General features: G+C 73.6%; 8 protein-coding genes. 2 read left to right on the forward strand and 6 right to left on the reverse strand.

Translation table 11 applies throughout. The features are described 5' to 3' along the window. Positions 1–921 precede the first annotated feature (921 nt). Both LV79_RS17385 and LV79_RS17390 read left to right on the forward strand, forming a co-directional pair. On the forward strand, positions 922–1314 hold the full coding sequence (locus LV79_RS17385) for an SDR family NAD(P)-dependent oxidoreductase (protein ID WP_253837994.1): 393 nt from the start codon (positions 922–924) through the stop codon (positions 1312–1314). 25 nt (positions 1315–1339) lie between these two features. Beyond that, on the forward strand, positions 1340–2401 hold the full coding sequence (locus LV79_RS17390) for a glycosyltransferase family protein (RefSeq protein ID WP_253837996.1): 1062 nt from the start codon (positions 1340–1342) through the stop codon (positions 2399–2401). Positions 2402–2990: 589 nt separating this feature from the next. Here LV79_RS17390 and LV79_RS17395 read toward each other — a convergent pair. The 6 genes from LV79_RS17395 to LV79_RS17420 form a co-directional block, all read right to left on the reverse strand. Next, complete coding sequence (locus LV79_RS17395) at positions 2991–4259, reverse strand: 3-deoxy-7-phosphoheptulonate synthase (protein WP_253837997.1); 1269 nt, start codon at positions 4257–4259, stop codon at positions 2991–2993. Between the two features lie 112 nt (positions 4260–4371). Beyond that, positions 4372–5787 carry a DHA2 family efflux MFS transporter permease subunit gene (locus LV79_RS17400; RefSeq protein WP_253837998.1) on the reverse strand — a complete coding sequence of 472 codons (1416 nt, stop codon included), beginning with the start codon at positions 5785–5787 and terminating at the stop codon, positions 4372–4374. Then, entirely contained in the window at positions 5784–16010 is a 10227-nt protein-coding gene (locus LV79_RS17405) for a non-ribosomal peptide synthetase (protein WP_253837999.1), read from the reverse strand. Before LV79_RS17405 ends, LV79_RS17400 begins: the two co-directional genes overlap by 4 nt. Then, positions 16007–16207, reverse strand: a complete 201-nt coding sequence (locus LV79_RS17410; RefSeq protein ID WP_301321381.1) for a hypothetical protein — start codon at positions 16205–16207, stop codon at positions 16007–16009. Before LV79_RS17410 ends, LV79_RS17405 begins: the two co-directional genes overlap by 4 nt. Continuing rightward, the gene (locus tag LV79_RS17415; RefSeq protein WP_253838000.1) at positions 16204–17217 is read right to left on the reverse strand and encodes a FecCD family ABC transporter permease; all 1014 of its coding nucleotides are present in this window, start codon (positions 17215–17217) and stop codon (positions 16204–16206) included. Before LV79_RS17415 ends, LV79_RS17410 begins: the two co-directional genes overlap by 4 nt. After that, positions 17214–18158 carry a FecCD family ABC transporter permease gene (locus LV79_RS17420; RefSeq protein WP_253838549.1) on the reverse strand — a complete coding sequence of 315 codons (945 nt, stop codon included), beginning with the start codon at positions 18156–18158 and terminating at the stop codon, positions 17214–17216. Before LV79_RS17420 ends, LV79_RS17415 begins: the two co-directional genes overlap by 4 nt. Between the last annotated feature and the right edge of the window lie 25 nt (positions 18159–18183).

The following is an 18183-nucleotide window of genomic DNA, read 5'->3' on the forward strand; positions in this document are numbered from 1 at the left end:
CGCGCAGGCGGCCGCCCCGGCGGCGGTCCCTAGTTGAACCCGAGCTTGTCGCCCAGCCAGTCCTGGGCCTTGCTCGTCCCTTCCTCGATCTGCCCCTCGAACTTCTCGGTGACCCACTCGCCGCCCTTGCCGCCGAGCCAGCCACCCGCCGCGCCGCCGATGGCCGCGCCGACCGGAGCGCCGATGGCGCCACCGATCGCGCGCCCGCGCCGGACTCGATGGCGGTCTTGGTGCCCGCGGTGAGCGCCTTGCCACCTTCGCCGTAGTGCTCGGCGAAGTTCAACCCGACACCCGCGACCTGCAGGAACCTTCCACCGGACTGAGCAACAGGGCTGGCAGCGACCTAGTTGAACGCCTCGGTGCATGGCCAGCCAGCCGACCCACCGCCACCGCTCAACACAATTCCAGCCAGCGATCCACGACAAGAACCGAACGTAGTGGTTTGCGGCTCCGAGCCGAGGGGTATTTGTGGCAATCACGAGTTCGCGGTCCGATGGCTGACGAGGGGGACGATGCCGATGCATGCCTCGAAACCGCTCTCCGTGGTGACCGGTGCGCCCAGTGACATCGGTCCGGAATTGGTCAAGCTCTTCGAACACAGCGTTTTCGACCTCGTCCTGGCGGCGGAGGACGACGCGATCAGCAGCGCTGCGGAGCCCATTCGAGAGCCCGGGGAAGACGTCGACGGGGTACGGGTCGACGGGTCAGCGGCAACGGCGTCGAGGAGTTCGCCGAATGGGTCGCCGAAGCCGCACGGCCGGTGGCGGCCGTCGCGTTCAACGCGGGGGTCGGGGTGAACGGAGCTTTCGTGGGCGGGACAGACCTAGAAAACCACCTCGGCATCGTCGACCTGAACATCCGCTCGACGGTCACCTGGCCTACCGCCTGCTGTCCGAAATGGTGGCGCGGGAGGCGGGGCGGGTGTTGTTCGCCGCATCGATCGCAGCCACGTCGCCGGGTCCATCGATCTCCGGGTACAACGCTTCAGAAGCGCTTGTATCCACTTTCGCCCAGGCGCTTCGCGAGGAACCGAAGGGCAGTGGCGTGACACTGACGGCGCCGATGCCGGGGCCGAACGACACGGAGTTCGTCGACCGGGCGCACACGGGCGACACCAGACTCGGCACGGGCCCGAAGGGCAGCGCGGCGGGAATCGCCCACGAAGCGTTCGACGCGGTGATCGCGGGCAAGGACCGCGTTGTCGCGGGTTCGGTCAAGAACACCGTAAAGGCCGTCGCCGGACATGTGGTGCCGGACCCTGCTCTCGCCGCGCAACACCGAAAGATGTCGGAGACGGGCACCGATGCGGACTGACACGCGAACCATCCGGGTGGCGTCCGTGCCGTCGAGGCACGTGTACGTCCGCCACCTCGGTGACCCGTCGGGGTCGGACGCGGTCGTCCGTCTCGACGACCCACGGCCGTGCCGGGCACCGAGTGGTTCGCAGCAGTGGTGGCCGCCGGTCATGCTGGACCCGCGGTGGGTACGCGAGCACCACGGCGAGTTCGACGTCTTCCACATCCACTTCGGATTCGACGCCCAGGAACCGAAGGCGCTGCGCGAGTTGGTCACTGCCCTGCGCGAGCACGGGAAGCCCTTGGTGTACACCGTGCACGACCTGCGCAACCCGCATCACCGCGATACGCGCGCCCACCAGGAGCAGCTCGACGTGCTGGTGCCCGCGGCCGACGCGGTCATCACCCTCACGCCAGGAGCGGCGAGGGTCATCGAATCCACATGGGATCGCACCGCGACCGTCCTGCCCCACCCGCACGTACTGGTCACCCCACCACCCGTGCGCACGCGCAGCGGTGACGACGGTTTTCTGGTGGGCTTGCACGCCAAGAGCCTGCGCCCGAACATGGCCGTCGTGCCCGTCCTCGAGGTGCTTGCCAGGACGATCCGGGAACTACCAGGGGCGCGGCTGCGGGTGGATGTGCACAACGACGTCATCGATCCGTCCGGCTACTGGCACTGCCCGGAAACGGTGAGCTACCTGCGGGCCGCCCACGACGACGGTCGGCTGGACTTGCGCGTGCACGACTGCTTCACCGACGACGAGCTGTGGGCGTACCTGTCCGAGCTGGATCTTTCCGTTCTGCCGTACCGGTTCGGTACCCACTCGGGGTGGCTGGAGGCCTGCTACGACCTCGGCACCACGGTGGCCACCTCCACCTGCGGGTTCTACCCCGAGCAACGGCCATGCCTGACCTACCGGCACGATGAATCCGGATTGGACGAAGCGGCCCTCGCCGCCGCGGTCGAGTACTGCTATCGGGAAAGGCCGCTCTGGCAAGCCGATCCCGGTGTGCGCAGCCGCGAAAGGCGGGAACTGGCCAAGGTTCACCGCGCGTTGTACGAAGACGTGCTGTCACGGTGCAACCGCTGCGCATCGCGCTGATCGCGTCGGCACGACACCCGATCGAGCAGCCGTTCGCCGGTGGTCTCGAGGCGCGCACTTGGGCGTTGAGCACGGCGTTGGCGTCGCCGAGGGCACCATGTCGAGGAGTACGCCGGTCCTGGCTCGGATCCTGGCCTGAACATCAGGGAACTGGGCGCTGTGCCCGTGCGCGTCAGCGCCGCGGCGGCGGCGAGCACGCGCCCGTACGAGTGGGTCGCTGAGCACCACGCGTACCCGAGCCTGATGCTGGACTTGGCCAGCCGAGTTCGACGTGATCAACAACAGCTTGCACCACCTGCCGATCGCGATGTCCCCGGCGTCGTCGAGACCCATGGTCACGACACCGCACACGCCGCCGACGGCCTCGCCCACGGTCCGCCCGCCCCACCGACCATAGGAGCGGCCCGGTCGACCGATTCCGGGACCGCGGACGAGCTCCTCCACCAAACCCCAGCGCTCGCGGTTCCCGCCAGGGTGATCGCCGCACACGTCACCGAGGTGCCTCTCGACCAGGTCGTTGCCGACGCCAGGGCCGCCGCCTGCGACCGGTCGGCAGCGAGTACCTTGTCCGGTGTCGCCGGTAGGCCGATCAGCAGATCCGGTCGAGGAAGTGCGCGATCACCGCCACGGACTGCTCCGGGTTGAGCCTCGGGTCGCAGGTGGACCGGTAGTCCGAGAAGAGCGGCTCGGCAGCCTGGGGCCAGACGCACTCGGTCACCGGGTCCGGGGTGAGTTCCAGGTGCAGACCCGAGGGACGCAGCCGGAGTTGGGTGAGGACGTGCACGAAGGAGGACACCTCGGTCAGCACGTCCTGGACCGAACGCGTCTTCACGCCAGCGACCTTGATGCCGTTGCCGTGCATGGGGTCGCACACCCATACAGCGGGTGCTCCGCGTCTGGCCACGGCCCTGGCCACCTCGGGCAGCATCCGGTCGACACCAGCGGCGCCGTAGCGGGTGATCAGACACAGCCTGCCGGGCACGCCGTCGGGGTTGAGCGCCAGGGTGAGCGCCACGACGTCATCGGGCGCGGCAGCCGGACCGATCTTGACGCCGATGGGGTTGTGCACCGCGGCGGCCAGTGCCACGTGTGCGCCCGTCAGGTCTCGGGTTCGTTCCCCGATCCAGCCGAAGTGCGTCGAGGTGCTGAAGGGACCGCGCACGCCGGCACGCACCAGTGGCCGCTCGTAGGGCATCAGCAGCAGCTCGTGGGCGACGTGGACGCGTTCCATGAAGGCCTTGCCCCTCGATGCCCGGCGAACCTCCCGCAACACCGCTCGAGCGCAGTCGTAGGCCGTGCGGAGCCTGCGCGGGTCCGGCACGCGGAGGGCCGGGTCGAGTTCTGGAGCGTTGACCGCGTCGCCGCAGTAGGTGACCATCCGGCACCCGGTCTCCGTCGGCACCGGCTCGTACGGCGAGGAGCGCGGCTTGCCGTACTGCCCGGCGAGTCTGCCCACGGCCACGCTGGGCAGCCCGGTGGCCGCACGCATCATCGCGGCCAGACCCTGCAGGTAGTCCACCTTCCGCCGGACCAGGTCGGGCACCGCTTCGTGGAACCGCTCGGCGCAGTCCCCTCCCTGCAGCACCAGCGCGTCACCGCGGGCTACCGAGGCCATCGCGCGGGCCAAGTCGTCCACCTCGTCCTCGGTGGTCAATCCGGGCAGTTCGGCCAACTCGGCCTCCACCGCGTCGACTTCGAACGGGTGCGGCCAAGGCGGCTGCTGTGCGGCCGGGCGCGCGGTGACCTCGGTCAGCACCGCGGTCACCTCGGCGTCGCGACACACCGTGGACTCGGGGACTTCCGGTGGATCACAGCAACACAGGACCTCGTCGAGGGTCGCGCTGTCGTCATGGGTCATCGTCGTGCTCCTTCCGTGGTCTGGGCGGTCCGCCAGTTCCCCCCGTCGAGTCGGTCGCGCCGCCCGCCGAGTTCTCGGTGTGCGCACGTCGGGCCTCCTCGGGTCGAATCGGTCAGGCAGGCGGCGGACCGGCCTGGTCTCGTTGTCGTGGGCGCGGTAGCCGGGTGGCTGCCACCGCGGCTAGGACCGCCAAGGCGAGCACCAACCAGAAGGTGTCGGCGAACGCCGCGGCGGCGTCGGGTCCGCGAACGGTGAACCGGGCGTGCAGGACGACGGCAATGACCGCGGTGCCCACAGAGCCGCCGAGGGTGTTGAGCAGGCTCAGGGCCCCCGCCGCACGCGGGAGCCCGCTGGGTGCGACGGCGCGGTAGGCCAGGGTCATGACAGGAGCGCCGATCATCGCCGCGCCCAGCCCTCGAACCAGCAGCGACCCGGCGATGAGCGCGTCGGGCACGTCACGGGCCAGTTGGGTGAACACGACCGTGCCCAGGGCCACCAGGACGATGCCGCTCAGCACGAGTGTGCGGGGCGCGAGGCGGTGCACGACCCCGCTGACCCAGAGGGAACCGGCGGCGGCGCCGATGCCCTGGGGTGCGAGCAGGAGACCGGTCTCCCACGCCGTCTGCCCGGCTGCTCGCTGCAGGTACAGCGGGAGCAGGAACATGGTGCCGAACACCGAGGCGCCCAGGGTTACCAGCGCCATCGCCGCCGCACCGAACGGCGGGCGGGTGAACAGGCGCGGGTCGATCAGGGGCACGCCCCGGGTGCGCAGGCCGTGCACGACGAAGGCCACGAGCATCGCCGCGCCCAGTGCGATCGCGGCCACGCTGAGCGGAGCCGACGCGGTGTGGCCCAACCCGGTCAGCCCGTAGACGAGCACGGCCAGTCCGGGCGAGAGCAGGGCGGCGCCGCGCAGGTCGAACGGCGTGCCGCGCTCTGCCCGCGCCCCGGCGGGGACACATCGGTGCCCGAGCAGCAGGGCGACCGCACCGACGGGGATGTTGACGCAGAAAAGCCAGGGCCACGAGGTCGCGCCGAGGATGGCGCCGCCCGCGAGCGGGCCCAGGACCGGGGACAGCAGGGGGACCACGGCGACCACGCTGATCACCCGGCCGATGCGGTCCGGTCCCGCGGCGCGGGCCAGCAGGGCTTGGCCCAGCGGCGGAAGCAGCCCGCCCGCCACGCCCTGCAGCACGCGGAAGGCGATGAGGCTGGGCAGCGACCAGGCCAGGGCGCAGAGCAGGGAGGCCAGCAGGAACACCGCGATCGAGGCCGTCCAGGCGCGCCTGCCCCCGAACCGGTCGGCCAGCCAGCCCGATGCCGGGACCGCCGCGACGACAGCCAGCAGGTACGCGGTGCTGACCCAGTGGATGTCGGTGACCGCGACGGCGAACCGGTCGACCAGCACGTCCATGGCCACCGAGACGATGGTGGTGTCGATGGTCGCCATGAAGGTGCCCAGCACCAGGACGAACGCGGTCCGCCACAGGGCCAGGTCGACGGCGGGGCGCGCCGCGCCGGTGCTCATGCGAGCTCCCCCAGCAACCGGTCGACATCCTGGTCGAGCAGGGTCGGTAGCGCGCGCAGCACGCGCACGAGGTCGGCTGCGACGGCTTCGACCTCGCCGGGGTCGAAGATCCCGGCCTGGGGCGAGAGCACACCCGCCCAACCCGCGCCGGTGGGGACGACGGTGAGGGTGAGCGGGTGGTGGGTGCGTTCGCGGAACCGGGTGCCGGTGACGACCAGCCCGGGAGCGGGCTCGCGCAGCCTGCTGGGGTCGACCGGGTAGTTCTCGAACACGAGGAGGGTGTCGAACAACCGCTCACGACCGGTGATCGCGCTGAGTTCGGGGACACCGATGTGCTGGTGCTCCACCAGGGTGTGCTGGCGCGACTGCGCGTCGGCCAGCGCCTCGGCGAGGGTCGCGGTGAGCCGGACGCGGACCGGGACGGTGTTGGCCAGCAGCCCGATGATGTCCTCCACCCCAGCCACCTCGGGTGTCCGGCAGGCCACCATGGTGCCGAACACGACGTCGCGACGGCCCGAGCGCGCGGCGAGGACCGCCGCCCAACCGCCTTGCAGCACGGTGTTGGGGGTGAGCCCCCGTTCCGCGCCCGCAGCGGAGAGGGCCGCGACGACCGGGGCAGGCACGGTGAACAGGACCGGATCGGCCGCGGCGACCAGGGCGGGCCTGCCGCGCAGCACGTGGTCGCCCTCGGGCAGGTCGACCAGTTCGCGCCGCCAAGCGCGCAGGTCCGCGGCGTGGTCACGGGCGGCGAGCCATCGGGTGTGGTGGGAGAACGGGGTGGGCTCGGGCAGTTCGGTCCCGCTGTAGATGGCGAACAGCTCGGTCAGGATCCGCGGCGCCGACCAACCGTCGGACAGCAGGTGGTGGCTGGTCAGCACGAGGTCGTGGCGACCAGGTCCGCGGCGCAGCGCGGTGAGCCGGAAGGGCGGCCCCGAGGCCAGGTCGAACGGTTCGGCCAGGTCCTCCGCCAGCACGCGGTCCCGGTCGGCGTCGTCGACCTCCCGGGTGCCGAAGCGGGGCGCGGGCCGGGTGGGGATGACCTGGACGGCGTGGCCGTGCGGGAACACCGCGCCCAGGTTGGGGTTGCGGGCCAGCAAGCCCGCGCCCGCGGCGCGCAGGGCAACAAGGTCGAGGTCGCCGTCGAGGGTGAAGACGGCCTGGACGGCGTAGGGGTCCGCGCCCGCACGCGCTTGGTCGAGCATGAGCTCCTGCAGCGGCGTCAGCGGGAGCAGGTCGCCGCCGGGCAGGTCGGCGGTGAGTTCGGCGAGTTCGTGGGTGAAGCACTGCCCGAGCTCGGCGATATCCCCGGGGGTGAACAAGGCGGCGGGCCAGGTGAAGCGGACACCCAGGCACTCGCCGTGACCGTCGTCGCGGAGCAGGGCGTTCACCATGAGCGGGTGCGGCAACGGCAAGTCCTCGCCGCCGGAGCCGAGTGGGTCCGCCTCCGGCGGGGACTGCCAGGCGATCTCCTCCCTGGGCGCGGCGGGGAAGCGCCCGAGGTAGTTCCAGCCGACCTCGGGCGGGCGCGCCACATCGCCACCCAGGATCCCGTGGCCGAGGCCGTCACCGGCGGCGCGCAGGTGTTCGCGAACAGCGCGCAGGGCGGATGCGGTGCAGGCGGGCGGGGTGATCCGGGCCGGGTGCACGGCGGTGAACCAGCCCACCGCCTGGGACAGGTCCACCGGTCCGGAGAAGTCCGGCAGGTGCGCGGGGCGGCCGTGGCCCTCGAGCGCGACGAGCAGGTCGGGCGCGGTGCCGCGCCAGGCGGCGACCGCGCGGGCGAGAGCGGTGAGCAGCACGGTGTCCGGGGTGGTGCGGTACGCGGCGGGCAGGGTGCTGATCGCCGCGCGGGTGGTGGTCGGGTCGACGCGGATGTGGTGGTGGCGGGCGGTCGCGGCGGTGTCGCGGGCCGGGTCGATGGCGGGCAGCGGGGCGGGCGGGGCGGCGGCGACGCGGTGCCAGTGCGGGCGTTCGTCCTGTCGCGCGGGCGCGGCGTCGCGCAGTGCCCGCGCCCAGCCCAGCAGGGACATGCCGTGGCGGGGGAGGGCGGCGCCCGCGTGGGCCTGCGCGATGTCGTCGAGCAGGACGCGCCACGACACGGCGTCGACCACGAGGTGGTGGGCGATGAGGACGAGCCTGCCCAGGCGGGTCGGTCCCGCGTCGAGCCACACCGCGCGCAGCAGCGGCCCGGTGCGCGGGTCCATCGCGGCGCGGACCCGGTCGACGTGCTCTTGGGCGAGCGCACCCGGATCACCGGCGGCGGCCACCGAGGTGAGGACGTCCGACCCGGTCACGGAACCCACCTCGGGGATGCGCAGCACCGGCCCGTCCGGGGTATCGGCCAGGCGGGCGCGCAGCGCGTCGTGCCGGGCGAGGACGGCATCGAGGACCCGGCACCACCCCGCGGTGTCGCCGGGTGGCACGCACACCTGCACCCACTGGCAGAACGAGTCCGCGGGTCCGCGCCGCAGCAGGTCGCGCATGATCGGGGTGAGCGGGGCGTCGCCGACCGCCGGGCTGTCCTGTGTGGACTCCGGAGCGCCGCAGCGGGCGGCGATGCCCGCGATCGTGCCGCCGTCGAACACGTCGCGGGCGGTGAGCACGAGCCCGGCGCGGCGTGCCCGCGACACCAGCCGCAGGGAGACGATGCTGTCGCCGCCGACGTCGAGGAAGGAGTCGTCGAGGCGCACGTCGCCGAGCACCTCGCGCACCACCGCCAGCAGGGTGGCCTCGGCCTGGGTGGCCGGTTCCCGGTCCTCGGCCGAGGTGTGCGGGGCGGGGTCGGGCAGGGCGTCGCGGTCGAGTTTGCCGGTGGGTCCCAGGGGCAGGTGGTCGACGACGACGAAGGCCGCGGGCACCATGTGGTCGGGCAGGTCGGCGCCGAGGTGCGCGCGCAGCGACGCCGGGTCGGGGCGGGTGCCGTCGGCGGGCAGGACGTAGCCGACCAGCCTCCCCGCCCGAACGACCACCGCGCAGGCGCGCACCTCGGCGTGCTTGCTGAGCACGTTCTCGATCTCGGCGAGTTCGATGCGGAACCCGCGCACCTTCACCTGGTGGTCGGTCCGCCCCAGGAACACCAGTTGCCCGTCCGGGCGCCAGCGCACCAGGTCGCCGGTGCGGTACATGCGCTCGCCCGCGGGCCCGAAGGGGTCGGCGACGAACCGCTCGGCGGTCAGCCCGGCGCGGTTGACGTAGCCCCGGGCGAGTTTGGGTCCGGCCAGGTACAGCTCGCCCGCCACCCCGATGCCCACCGGCAGCAGTCCGGCGTCGAGGACGTAGGCGCGCACCTGCGGGTCGGGCCTGCCGATCGGCAGCGGCCCCGGGTCGTCGGGCCGGTAGCGCCACGTGACGGAGTTGATGGTGACCTCGGTGGGGCCGTAGGCGTTGAACAGCGCGCGGCGGTCACCCCAGCGGTGGGCCAGCTCGGGGTCGAGCCGCTCGGCGCCGATCATGACGAACACCTCGCGGTCGACGGCACCGCCGCCGGGCATCGCCGCGACGAACGACGGCAGCAGGTTCACCCCGGTCACCCGGTGCTCGACGATGTAGTCGAGCAACTCGTCGCCGGGCACCCGCGCTTCCTCGGGCGCGATGACCGAGGTGCCGCCGGAGAGCAGCGGCAGCATGAACTGCCAGAACGCGACGTCGAAGCTGGTCGAGGCGAAGTGCAGGTAGCGCTCGCGCTCGCCGATCCCGACGATGTCCTCCTGCAGGGTGACGAGGCTGGGCAGGCCGCGGTGCGGGATGGCGACACCCTTGGGCCTGCCCGTGGTACCGGAGGTGTAGATGACGTAGGCGATCGAGTCGTCGGTGATGTCGCGGCGGGCCTCGACCGGGTCGGCGTCCCAAGTGGACGGTCCGAAGAGGGCGGTTGGGTCGACCACCGGGGCGGCGACCGGGATGGCCCGCGAGCCGGGGGTGGCGATCACCGCGGTGGGGGCGATGTCCTCGACCATGAACCGCAGGCGCTCGACCGGGTAGGTCGGATCCATCGGCACGTGCACCGCGCCCGCCTTGAACACGCCGAACAGCGCCACCACCATCTCCACGTCCCGGTCGAGCAGCACCGCCACCGGGTCCTGCGGGCGCACGCCCCGCGCGCGCAGGGCGTGGGCTAGGCGGTTGGCGCGGCGGTCGAGTTCGGCGTAGGACAGGACGCGGTCACGGCACACGACGGCCTCGGCATCGGGCCTCTGGCGCACCCACCGGCCGAACTCCGCCAGGCAACCGCCCACCTGCCTGCTCGGCTCCGGCCCCTCCCCCAGCTCCAGCATCGCGCGGTGCTCGGCGGCGTCGAGGACGCGCAACCGGGCGACAGGGCGGTCCGGGTCGGTGATGATCTCGTCGAGCAGGGTGCGCAGCCAACGGCCGTAGCGCCGCGCGGTGTCCTCGTCGAAGACCCGCGGCTGGTAGCCGAGACCGACGACGATGTCGTCCCCGGGGATCACGATCACGGTCAGCGGGTAGTGCGTCGCGTCGGTGATGTCGACGCCCACCAGGTCGAGGCCGGGGGCGAGCGCCGTGCGGTGCCTGCTGGAGAGGGGGAAGTTCTCCATCACCAGCATGGTGTCGAACAGCTCGCCCACTCCGGCCGCGCGCTGCACCTGCGGCAGCCCGACGTGGTGGTGCTCAGCCATGGCGATGCTCTCGGACTGCACCCGCGCGAGGACGGCCGCGGCGGTCTCGGCCGCTCCGGCGCGCACGCGTACCGCGATGGTGTTGCCGAGCTGGCCGATGACGCGTTCGACCCCGTCGAGTTCGGCGGGCCTGCCGGAGACCGGGCAGCCGAACAGCACGTCGTCGCGCCCGGTGAGCCTGCCGAGCAGCACTCCCCACGCGGTCTGGAACAGCGTGGTGGTGGTGACGCCGTGCTCGCGGGCGAAGGCCCGCACCCGCTCGCTGAACTCCACGCCCAGTTCGACGGTCACCCGCCCCGGACGGGCCACGGTGGACACCGCGGTGGCCGGGGCCAGCCGCGTGCCCGCGTCGATACCGGCCAGCGCCGCCTGCCAGGCCACCAGACCGGCGGCGTGGTCGCGACCGGCCATCAGGCGGTGGTACTCGCTCGGAGACGGACTCGTCGGCGCCGCGGGCCCGCCGCCGAACTCGGCGTAGGTCGCCAGCAGGGTGCGCCCCACCAGCGGCATCGACCAGCCGTCGAGCAGCGCGTGGTGGTTGGTGATGACCAGGCGGTGCTCCTCGGGGCCGAGCGCGCACAGCAGGAAGCGCACCAGCGGCGCCACCGCGGGGTCGAAGGGCCGCTCCAGGTCCACGCGGCAGTGCTCGGCCAAGAGTCGAGCGCGCTCGGCAGGTGCGTGTCCGGACAGATCGATCCGCCGCCAGTCGAGGGTGACCTCGGCGGGGACGACCTGCACGACCTCTCCGCCCGCGGTGGTGTGCAGGTGGACGCGCAGCGCGGGGTGCCTGCGCAGCAGCTCAGCGGTCGCCGAGCGCATCCGGTCGGGGTCGAGGGCACCGCGCAACAGGGTAACCGCCTGCACGACGTAGACGTCGGTGTCCTGCTCGCCACGCACCTGGGTGTGGAAGGCCAGGCCGACCTGCAGCGGCGTGGCGGGCAGGACGTCGAGCACCCGGCCGCCCCGCTCCAACTCGTCGACGGCGTCCTGGTCGAGGTCGACAAGCGGCAGGTCGGACGGGGTGAGTCCGCCGCCTTCGGGGCCGAGGCGCTCGGCGTGCGCGGCGAGGGCGCCGAGCGCCCGCTCCCAGGCGGCGCACACCCCGGCGAGCACGTGCGGGGTGAGGACCAGCCCGGCCGCGGTCCACTCCACGGCGATGCGCGGCCGGACACCCTCCCGGACGAAGCAGTTGAGCGCGAGCACCTGCTCCAGCGCCTTGGCCGGAGGCTCGATCACGGCGAACGGGTCGTCGTCGGGCAACCGCCACCCACCCCCGGTCACCGGGGCGAACCGGCCGAGGTAGTTGAGCACCACGTCCGGCGGCGGGGTCGCGGCGAACTCCGCCCTGGTCACGGGGTCGAGGTGGCGCAGCACGCCGTAGCCGACGCCGTTGTCGGGGACCGCGCGCTTGGCCTCCTTGACCGCGCGCACCAACCGCCCCGCGACCGCACCGCCGGCGAGCGCGTCCGCCAGGTCCGCCGAGGAGCGCACGGCGTCTGCGGGCAGACACAACGGGTGTTCGGCGGTGAACCAGCCAACCGTGCGCGCGAGGTCGAGCCCCGCCTGGTCGCGGCCGTGACCCTCCACGGTGACGGTCACCGCGTCGCGCTCGTCGCCGCTCCACAGCCGCAGCGCGAGGACGAGCGCGGCCAGCAGCACCTCGTCGGAACCCGCGCGGTAGGCGGTGGTCAGTCCGGTGAGGACGGCGGCGCTCGCCTCGGGCGAGGCGACGGTGGTGACGCGGTGGGCGGTGGCCGTGGTGTCGAGGGACTGGTCCAGCGGGCGGGCACCGAGGCGGAAGTCGTCGCGAGCGGCGCGCCAGTGGTCGACCTCCGCCCGGCGGGCGCCTGTGGCGCCCTGCTCGGCGAGCCGCAGCGCGTGCGCGCGCCACGAGGTGCCGACGGGCGGGAGGGGCTCGCCCGCGCAGGCCGCGCGCAGGTCCGGGAGCAGCACCCGCCAGGACACGCCGTCGACGGCGAGGTGGTGGATCACGATCACCACCTCGTCCGGGGCGCCCGGCGGTGTGCGCAGCAGCGCCACCCGCACCGGCTCGCCCGCGGCCGGGTCCAGCGCGGTGGCCAGTTCACCCGCCACGGCCGCCGGGTCGTCCCCCGCGGACTCGACGACCGGGTGCCCCTCGGTCCCCGGCGGGGCCACGACCAGCTCACCGGATGGCGAGACCCGCAGGCGCAGGGCGTCGTGGTGGTCGACCAGCGCGCGGACACCGCGGGTGAGGGCCCGCGGGGTCAGGAGGCCGTCGACGCGCACCGATGTCCACTGGGCGTATCCCGCGATCGACGCGTGGTCGGGGTGCGGGTCGAGCAGGGCGCGCACGATGGGCGGCGCGGGCACCGGCCCGGTCGGCTCGTCGACCTCGGCCACCCGCACCTGGTCGAGCTCGCGCCCGGCGGCGGCCAGGGCGGCGAAGCTGCCGCGGCCGAGCAGGTCGCGGGGACGCAGGTCCAGGCCGTGCGCGCGCAACCGGCTGCTGACGCTGATCGCGGTGATGCTGTCGCCGCCGACGGCGAAGAAGTCGTCGTCCGGGCTGACCCGCTCCAGCCCGACCACCCCGGCGACGGCGGCGCAGAGCAGCCGCTCCCGTTCCGTGACCGGGGCGCGGCCGCCGCCGGTGGCACGGGGGGCGGGCAGGGCGGCGCGGTCGAGCTTGCCGTTGGTGGTCAAGGGCAATTCGTCCAGCACGACCACGGCCGTGGGCACCAGGTGGTCCGGCACCCGCCGCGCCAACGCCGCGCGGATCTCGTCCGGGCTGAGCTCGTCCCCCGGGTCGGGGGTGGTCCGCGCGGCGGGGACGACGTAGCCCACGAGGCGCGGCGTGCCGGTGTCGGTGCGCACGGCGGCAGCCGCGGCGCCCACCCCCGGCAGCGCACCCAGCGCGGCCTCGACCTCGCCGAGTTCGACGCGGTGCCCCCGGACCTTGACCTGCCCGTCGCGGCGGCCGAGGTACGCCAGCCCCCGGCCGGGGACCCAGCGGGCCAGGTCCCCGGTGCGGTACATCCGGTCGCCGGGGGCTCCGAACGGGTCGGCCAGGAACCGCTCGGCGGTGGCCCCGGGTCGGTCGAGGTAGCCGCGCGCCAAGTGCGGGCCAGCCAGGTACAGCTCCCCGGCACTGCCCGGCGGCACCACGCGCAACGCGTTGTCCAGCAGGTAGACGCGAGTCCCGGGGACCGGGAACCCGATCACCGGCTCCCCGTCGTCGACCCGGGCCCCCACACTGTCCACAGTGGCCTCGGTCGGGCCGTAGAGGTTGCGCGCGGCGACCCCGGACCCGGCGACCCGCCGCCACAGCGCGGGCGGCGCGGCCTCGCCGCCGAGGATGAGCAGCGACGGTCGACCGGGGCCGTCGAGCAGGCCCGCGTCCACCAGTGGAGCGGCCATCGACGGCGTGGTGTCGACCACGTCGATGCCGTCGCGCGCCAGCGCGGCGAGCAGCGCGGTCGCGTCGCGCGCCGTCTCGGCGTCGTAGACGTGCAGTTCGTGCCCGCACAACAACCACATCAGTTGATCGAGCGCGGAGTCGAAGGCGAACGAGTAGGTGTGCGCGGCGCGCAACCGCCGCCCCGCCGCACCGACGGCCTCGGCCACCGTGGTGGCCCGGTGGTGGTGCACGAGCGAGGCCAGGCCACCGACGCGCCCCAGCACACCCTTGGGGGTTCCGGTGGAGCCGGAGGTGAAGATGACGTAGGCGAGGTGATCGGGGTGTCGCGGCGCCGATAGTTCCTCGGTGGACAGTGGGAGATCGTTGAGCCCGGCCAGTTCCGCGCGGATCTCCGGTGCGTCGAGCACCAGCCGCGGCACCTCCGGCGGCACCGCGTCGACGGTGGCCGCCTCGGCGAGCGCGAGCACCGCGCCCGCCTCGACGATTGTCGCGCGCAGCCGCGGCGGCGGGTGCGCGACGTCGAGCGGGAGGAAGGCGGCACCCGACTCGAGCACCGCCAGCAGGGCGACGACCAGGTCGGCCGAACGGGTCATCGGTAGCGCGACCACGTCGTCCGCGCCGACACCGCGCGCCCGAAGGGCGCGCGCCAGCCTGCGCACCCCGGACACCAACTCCTCGACGGTCAGGCGCCGCGCCCCGCACACCAGCACCGTCTGCCCGCAGTGGTCAGTCAGCAGTCCGGCCAGCAGGCCGGGCACGTCGCGCGGCACACCCGGGGCGGCCTCGGTGCGCCAAGCGTCGAGCAGGGCCGCGCGGGCATCGGGCCCGACCAGGTCGACCCGGCCGATCGCGGGCGCGTCCGGCCCGGTGAGGCCGTGGATGAGCGCGCGCAACGAGTCGAGCCTGCGGTCGACGCCCTGCTGGTCGTGGGTGCGGGCGTCGACCTCGAAGCCCAGCAGCAGACCGCCGTCAGCGGTGGGTAGCACGCTCAGCCCCATGTCCTCCGGCGGCCCACCAGCGACGTTGCGCATGGTCCCGGTCGACCCGGCGAAGTCGATCGCGAGGTCGAACGCCTTGAGGTTGATCCCCCGCCCGTGCAGCAGTGCACCCGCGCCTGGCACGGCCAGGTCGCGGGGCAGGTCCTCGCCGCGGTAGCGCTGGTGCGCGCGCATCTCCCGCATCGCCGCGGCCACCCGCTCGGTCAACTCGGACAACCCGTCGCCGCCGGACACCGCGACCCGCAGGGGCAGCACGTTCACCGCCATGGCCGGGGTGCGCAACGCCGGACCGAACCGGCACATCAACGGCAGCGCGAACACCACGTCGTCGCGGCCGAGCACCCTGTGCAGGAACGCGGCGTAGCAGGCGATGAGCGCCTCGCCCCACGTCGCGCCCACGCTCCCGGCGACCTCACGCAGCCGCTCGAGGTCGCTCGCGGGCACCACGGCACGAGCGGTGACCGTGCGTTCGGGGAGCCCGGTTCCCCCGGTCTCGTCGTCGAGGTCGGGCAGCGGCGTGAACCGCGCGCGCCAATATGCCCGGTCTTGTTCGGCCCGCTCGCCTGCGAGGTAGGCGCGGTCGGCGGCGACCACGTCGGCGAACCGGCCGAACGGTGAGGGGGCGGGCAGGCTCGTGCGCACCAGGGCCGAGTAGTGGGCGGCGGTGCGGCGGGCCAGCATGGCCGCGGTGTAGCCGTCGAACACCAAGTGGTGGCCCAACTGCGTGAACCACACTTCCCGTTCGGTCAGGCGCAGCACCGTGTGGGAGAACAGCGGGCGGTCCACCATCTCCCGGCACGCCTCGGCGACCCGGCGGCGTTCGCGGTCGACCAGCGCGTGCGCGGCGGCCACCGGGTCCGGAGCGCTCCGCAGGTCGACCACCTCGGGGAGCGGCACGGGCTCGGCGGACAGCACTTGGCGCGGCCCATCCGGGGTGGTGAACACGCGCAACCGCAGGCTGTCCGCCTCCTCGGTGGTCGCGCGGATCGCCGCGCGCAACGCCTCGACCTCCACCGGTTCGCCGCCGCTGATCTCCAGCACGTCGCCGACCACGTAGTACGGCGAGTCCGGCTCCAAGCGCTGCGCGTCCCAGATACCGCGCTGGGCACGGGTCAACTCCCAGGTCGTCTCGGGAGCGCCCGGCGCGTCGGACTCGAACTGGGCACCGGCGCGGGCGTGGGCTGTGCTCAACGCGTTCTCCTGGAGGTCGGGTGTCGGGGTGCGGGAAGCGGCCGCGCGAACGCGCCGAGCGACATCGACTCGCCGCAGGCGTTCGGGCCGACGACGCGGGTGAAGGCGCCGTCGGGCACCTCCGGGGACAACCGGGTGCGGACCGCCCGGTCACCGTGGCGCGGGTGAGGCCGCGCCACGGTCAAGCGGGCGGTCACCTGCTCCCGACCTTCCTGGCGAGCAACCAGATCAGGTAGGAGCCGCCGACGGCGGTGCTGACCACACCCGCGGGCAGCGGAACCGGGGCGAGCAGCACCTGGGCGAGCAGGTCGGTGACCAGCAGCAGCACCGCGCCGGTCAACGCGGCAGGCAGCATCGGCACCCCGGGCGCGCCCGCCAACCGCCTGCCGATCTGCGGGGCGGACAGCGCGATGAACGCGATCGGCCCGGCCACCGCGGTGACAGTGGCGGTGCAGCCCACGCCGATGAGCACCAGCTGCAACCGCAGCCGCTCCAGCCCTACCCCCGTGGTGACCGCGACCTCCCGGCCGAGACCCGCCTGCCGCGCAGCCCGCGAGCGCGACGCCAGCACCACCAGCAGGACGCCGAGGACGGCGAAGGGGATGCGCACGTCGTCCCACCCGAGCCCGTTGAGCGAACCCGCGCTCCAGCCGACGGCGGCGATGGCGATCTCCAGCTCGGCGCGCAGCACGATCCAGGAGTTGACCGCGGTCAGCATGGCGTTGACCGAGATGCCGATCACCACCAGCCGCAGCCCGGACAGCCCGCCGGAGCGCGAGAGCAGGTAGACCGCGGTCGCGGCCCCCAGGCCACCCAGCACGGACCCTGTGACGAGCTGCGTCGAAGTCCCGTTGAGCACGGTGAGCGCGACCAGCGCCCCGGTGTAGGCGCCCGCGTCGAGGCCGATGACCTCCGGACTGCCCAGCGGGTTGCCGGTGATGCCCTGGAAGATCGCGCCCGCCGCGCCGAGGGCGGCGCCGAAGAGCGCACCGGCGAGCACCCTGGGCAGGCGCCACTGGCGGATCACCACGCCGGAGTCGCCGCTCAGCGCGGCGAAAACCTTGGCCGGGCTCGCCCACACCGCGCCGTAGCACAGGCCGAGCAGCGCAAGACCGACGACGACGAGCCCCGCGACGGCGGCGAAGACCAGGGTGCGGCGCTCGACGCGGACCGAGAAGCGACCGCGGCGCAGGACGACGGCGCTCACAACGGCGCCGCCCCGTAGCGGCGGACGGCCCAGATCAGCACCGGCCCGCCGAGGAACGCGGTCACGACAGCCACCGGCACCTCACCGGTCGGCAGCAGCACCCGCGACCCGACGTCGGAGGTCAGCAGCAGGATCGGGCCGAGCACCGCGGCGTGGGCGACCAGCCACGGCACCGAGCCGCCCGCCACACGCCGGGCCAGGTGCGGCACGATCAACCCCACGAACAGGATCGGCCCGGCGATCGCGGTCGCCGACCCGGCCAGCACGGTGATCAGCACCAGCGCGCCAAGCCGGACCCCGGCCACGTTCGATCCGAGGCTGCGCGCCATGGTCTCGCCCAGCGCCACGGCGTTGAGCTGCCTGCTCAGCAGCACGGACCCCACCAGCGCGGCGCCGATGACCAGCAGCGGCACCAGCAGCGGCGCCTGCTCGCGCCCGGCCAGCGAACCCACCGACCAGAACCGGTACTCGTCGAAGACGTCGGGCAGCAGCAGCCGCATCCCCAGCGACACCCCGGACAGCACTGAGCTCAGCGCGACCCCGGTGAGCACCAGCCGCAGCGGCGAGCCCCGGCCCACCGCGTAGACGACCGCCGTCGCCAGCACCGCCCCGACCACCGCCAGCGCGAGCTCCCCGGCGGCGGGGGCGGTGAACCCCGCCGCGGACCCGACGGTGATGGCGAACCCGGCGCCGGTGGTGACCCCGAGGACCCCCGGCTCGGCCAGCGCGTTTCGCGAGATCACCTGAACCAGCACGCCCGCCACCCCCAGGGCGGCGCCCACACCGACGGCGAGCAGCGCCCGCGGCGCGCGGATGTGCCGCACAACGATGTCGTCGCTGGTGCCCGTCGGGGTGAACAACGCCCGCAGCACGTCCGCGGGGGCGATGGCGTGTGCGCCGACGCCGACGCTGGCCACCGCCACCGCGGCCAGCGCCCCGATCGCTACGACGAACCACGCCGTGCGC

The organism is Actinokineospora globicatena, assembly GCF_024171945.1.
GTDB classification, from domain to species: Bacteria; Actinomycetota; Actinomycetes; order Mycobacteriales; family Pseudonocardiaceae; genus Actinokineospora; species Actinokineospora globicatena.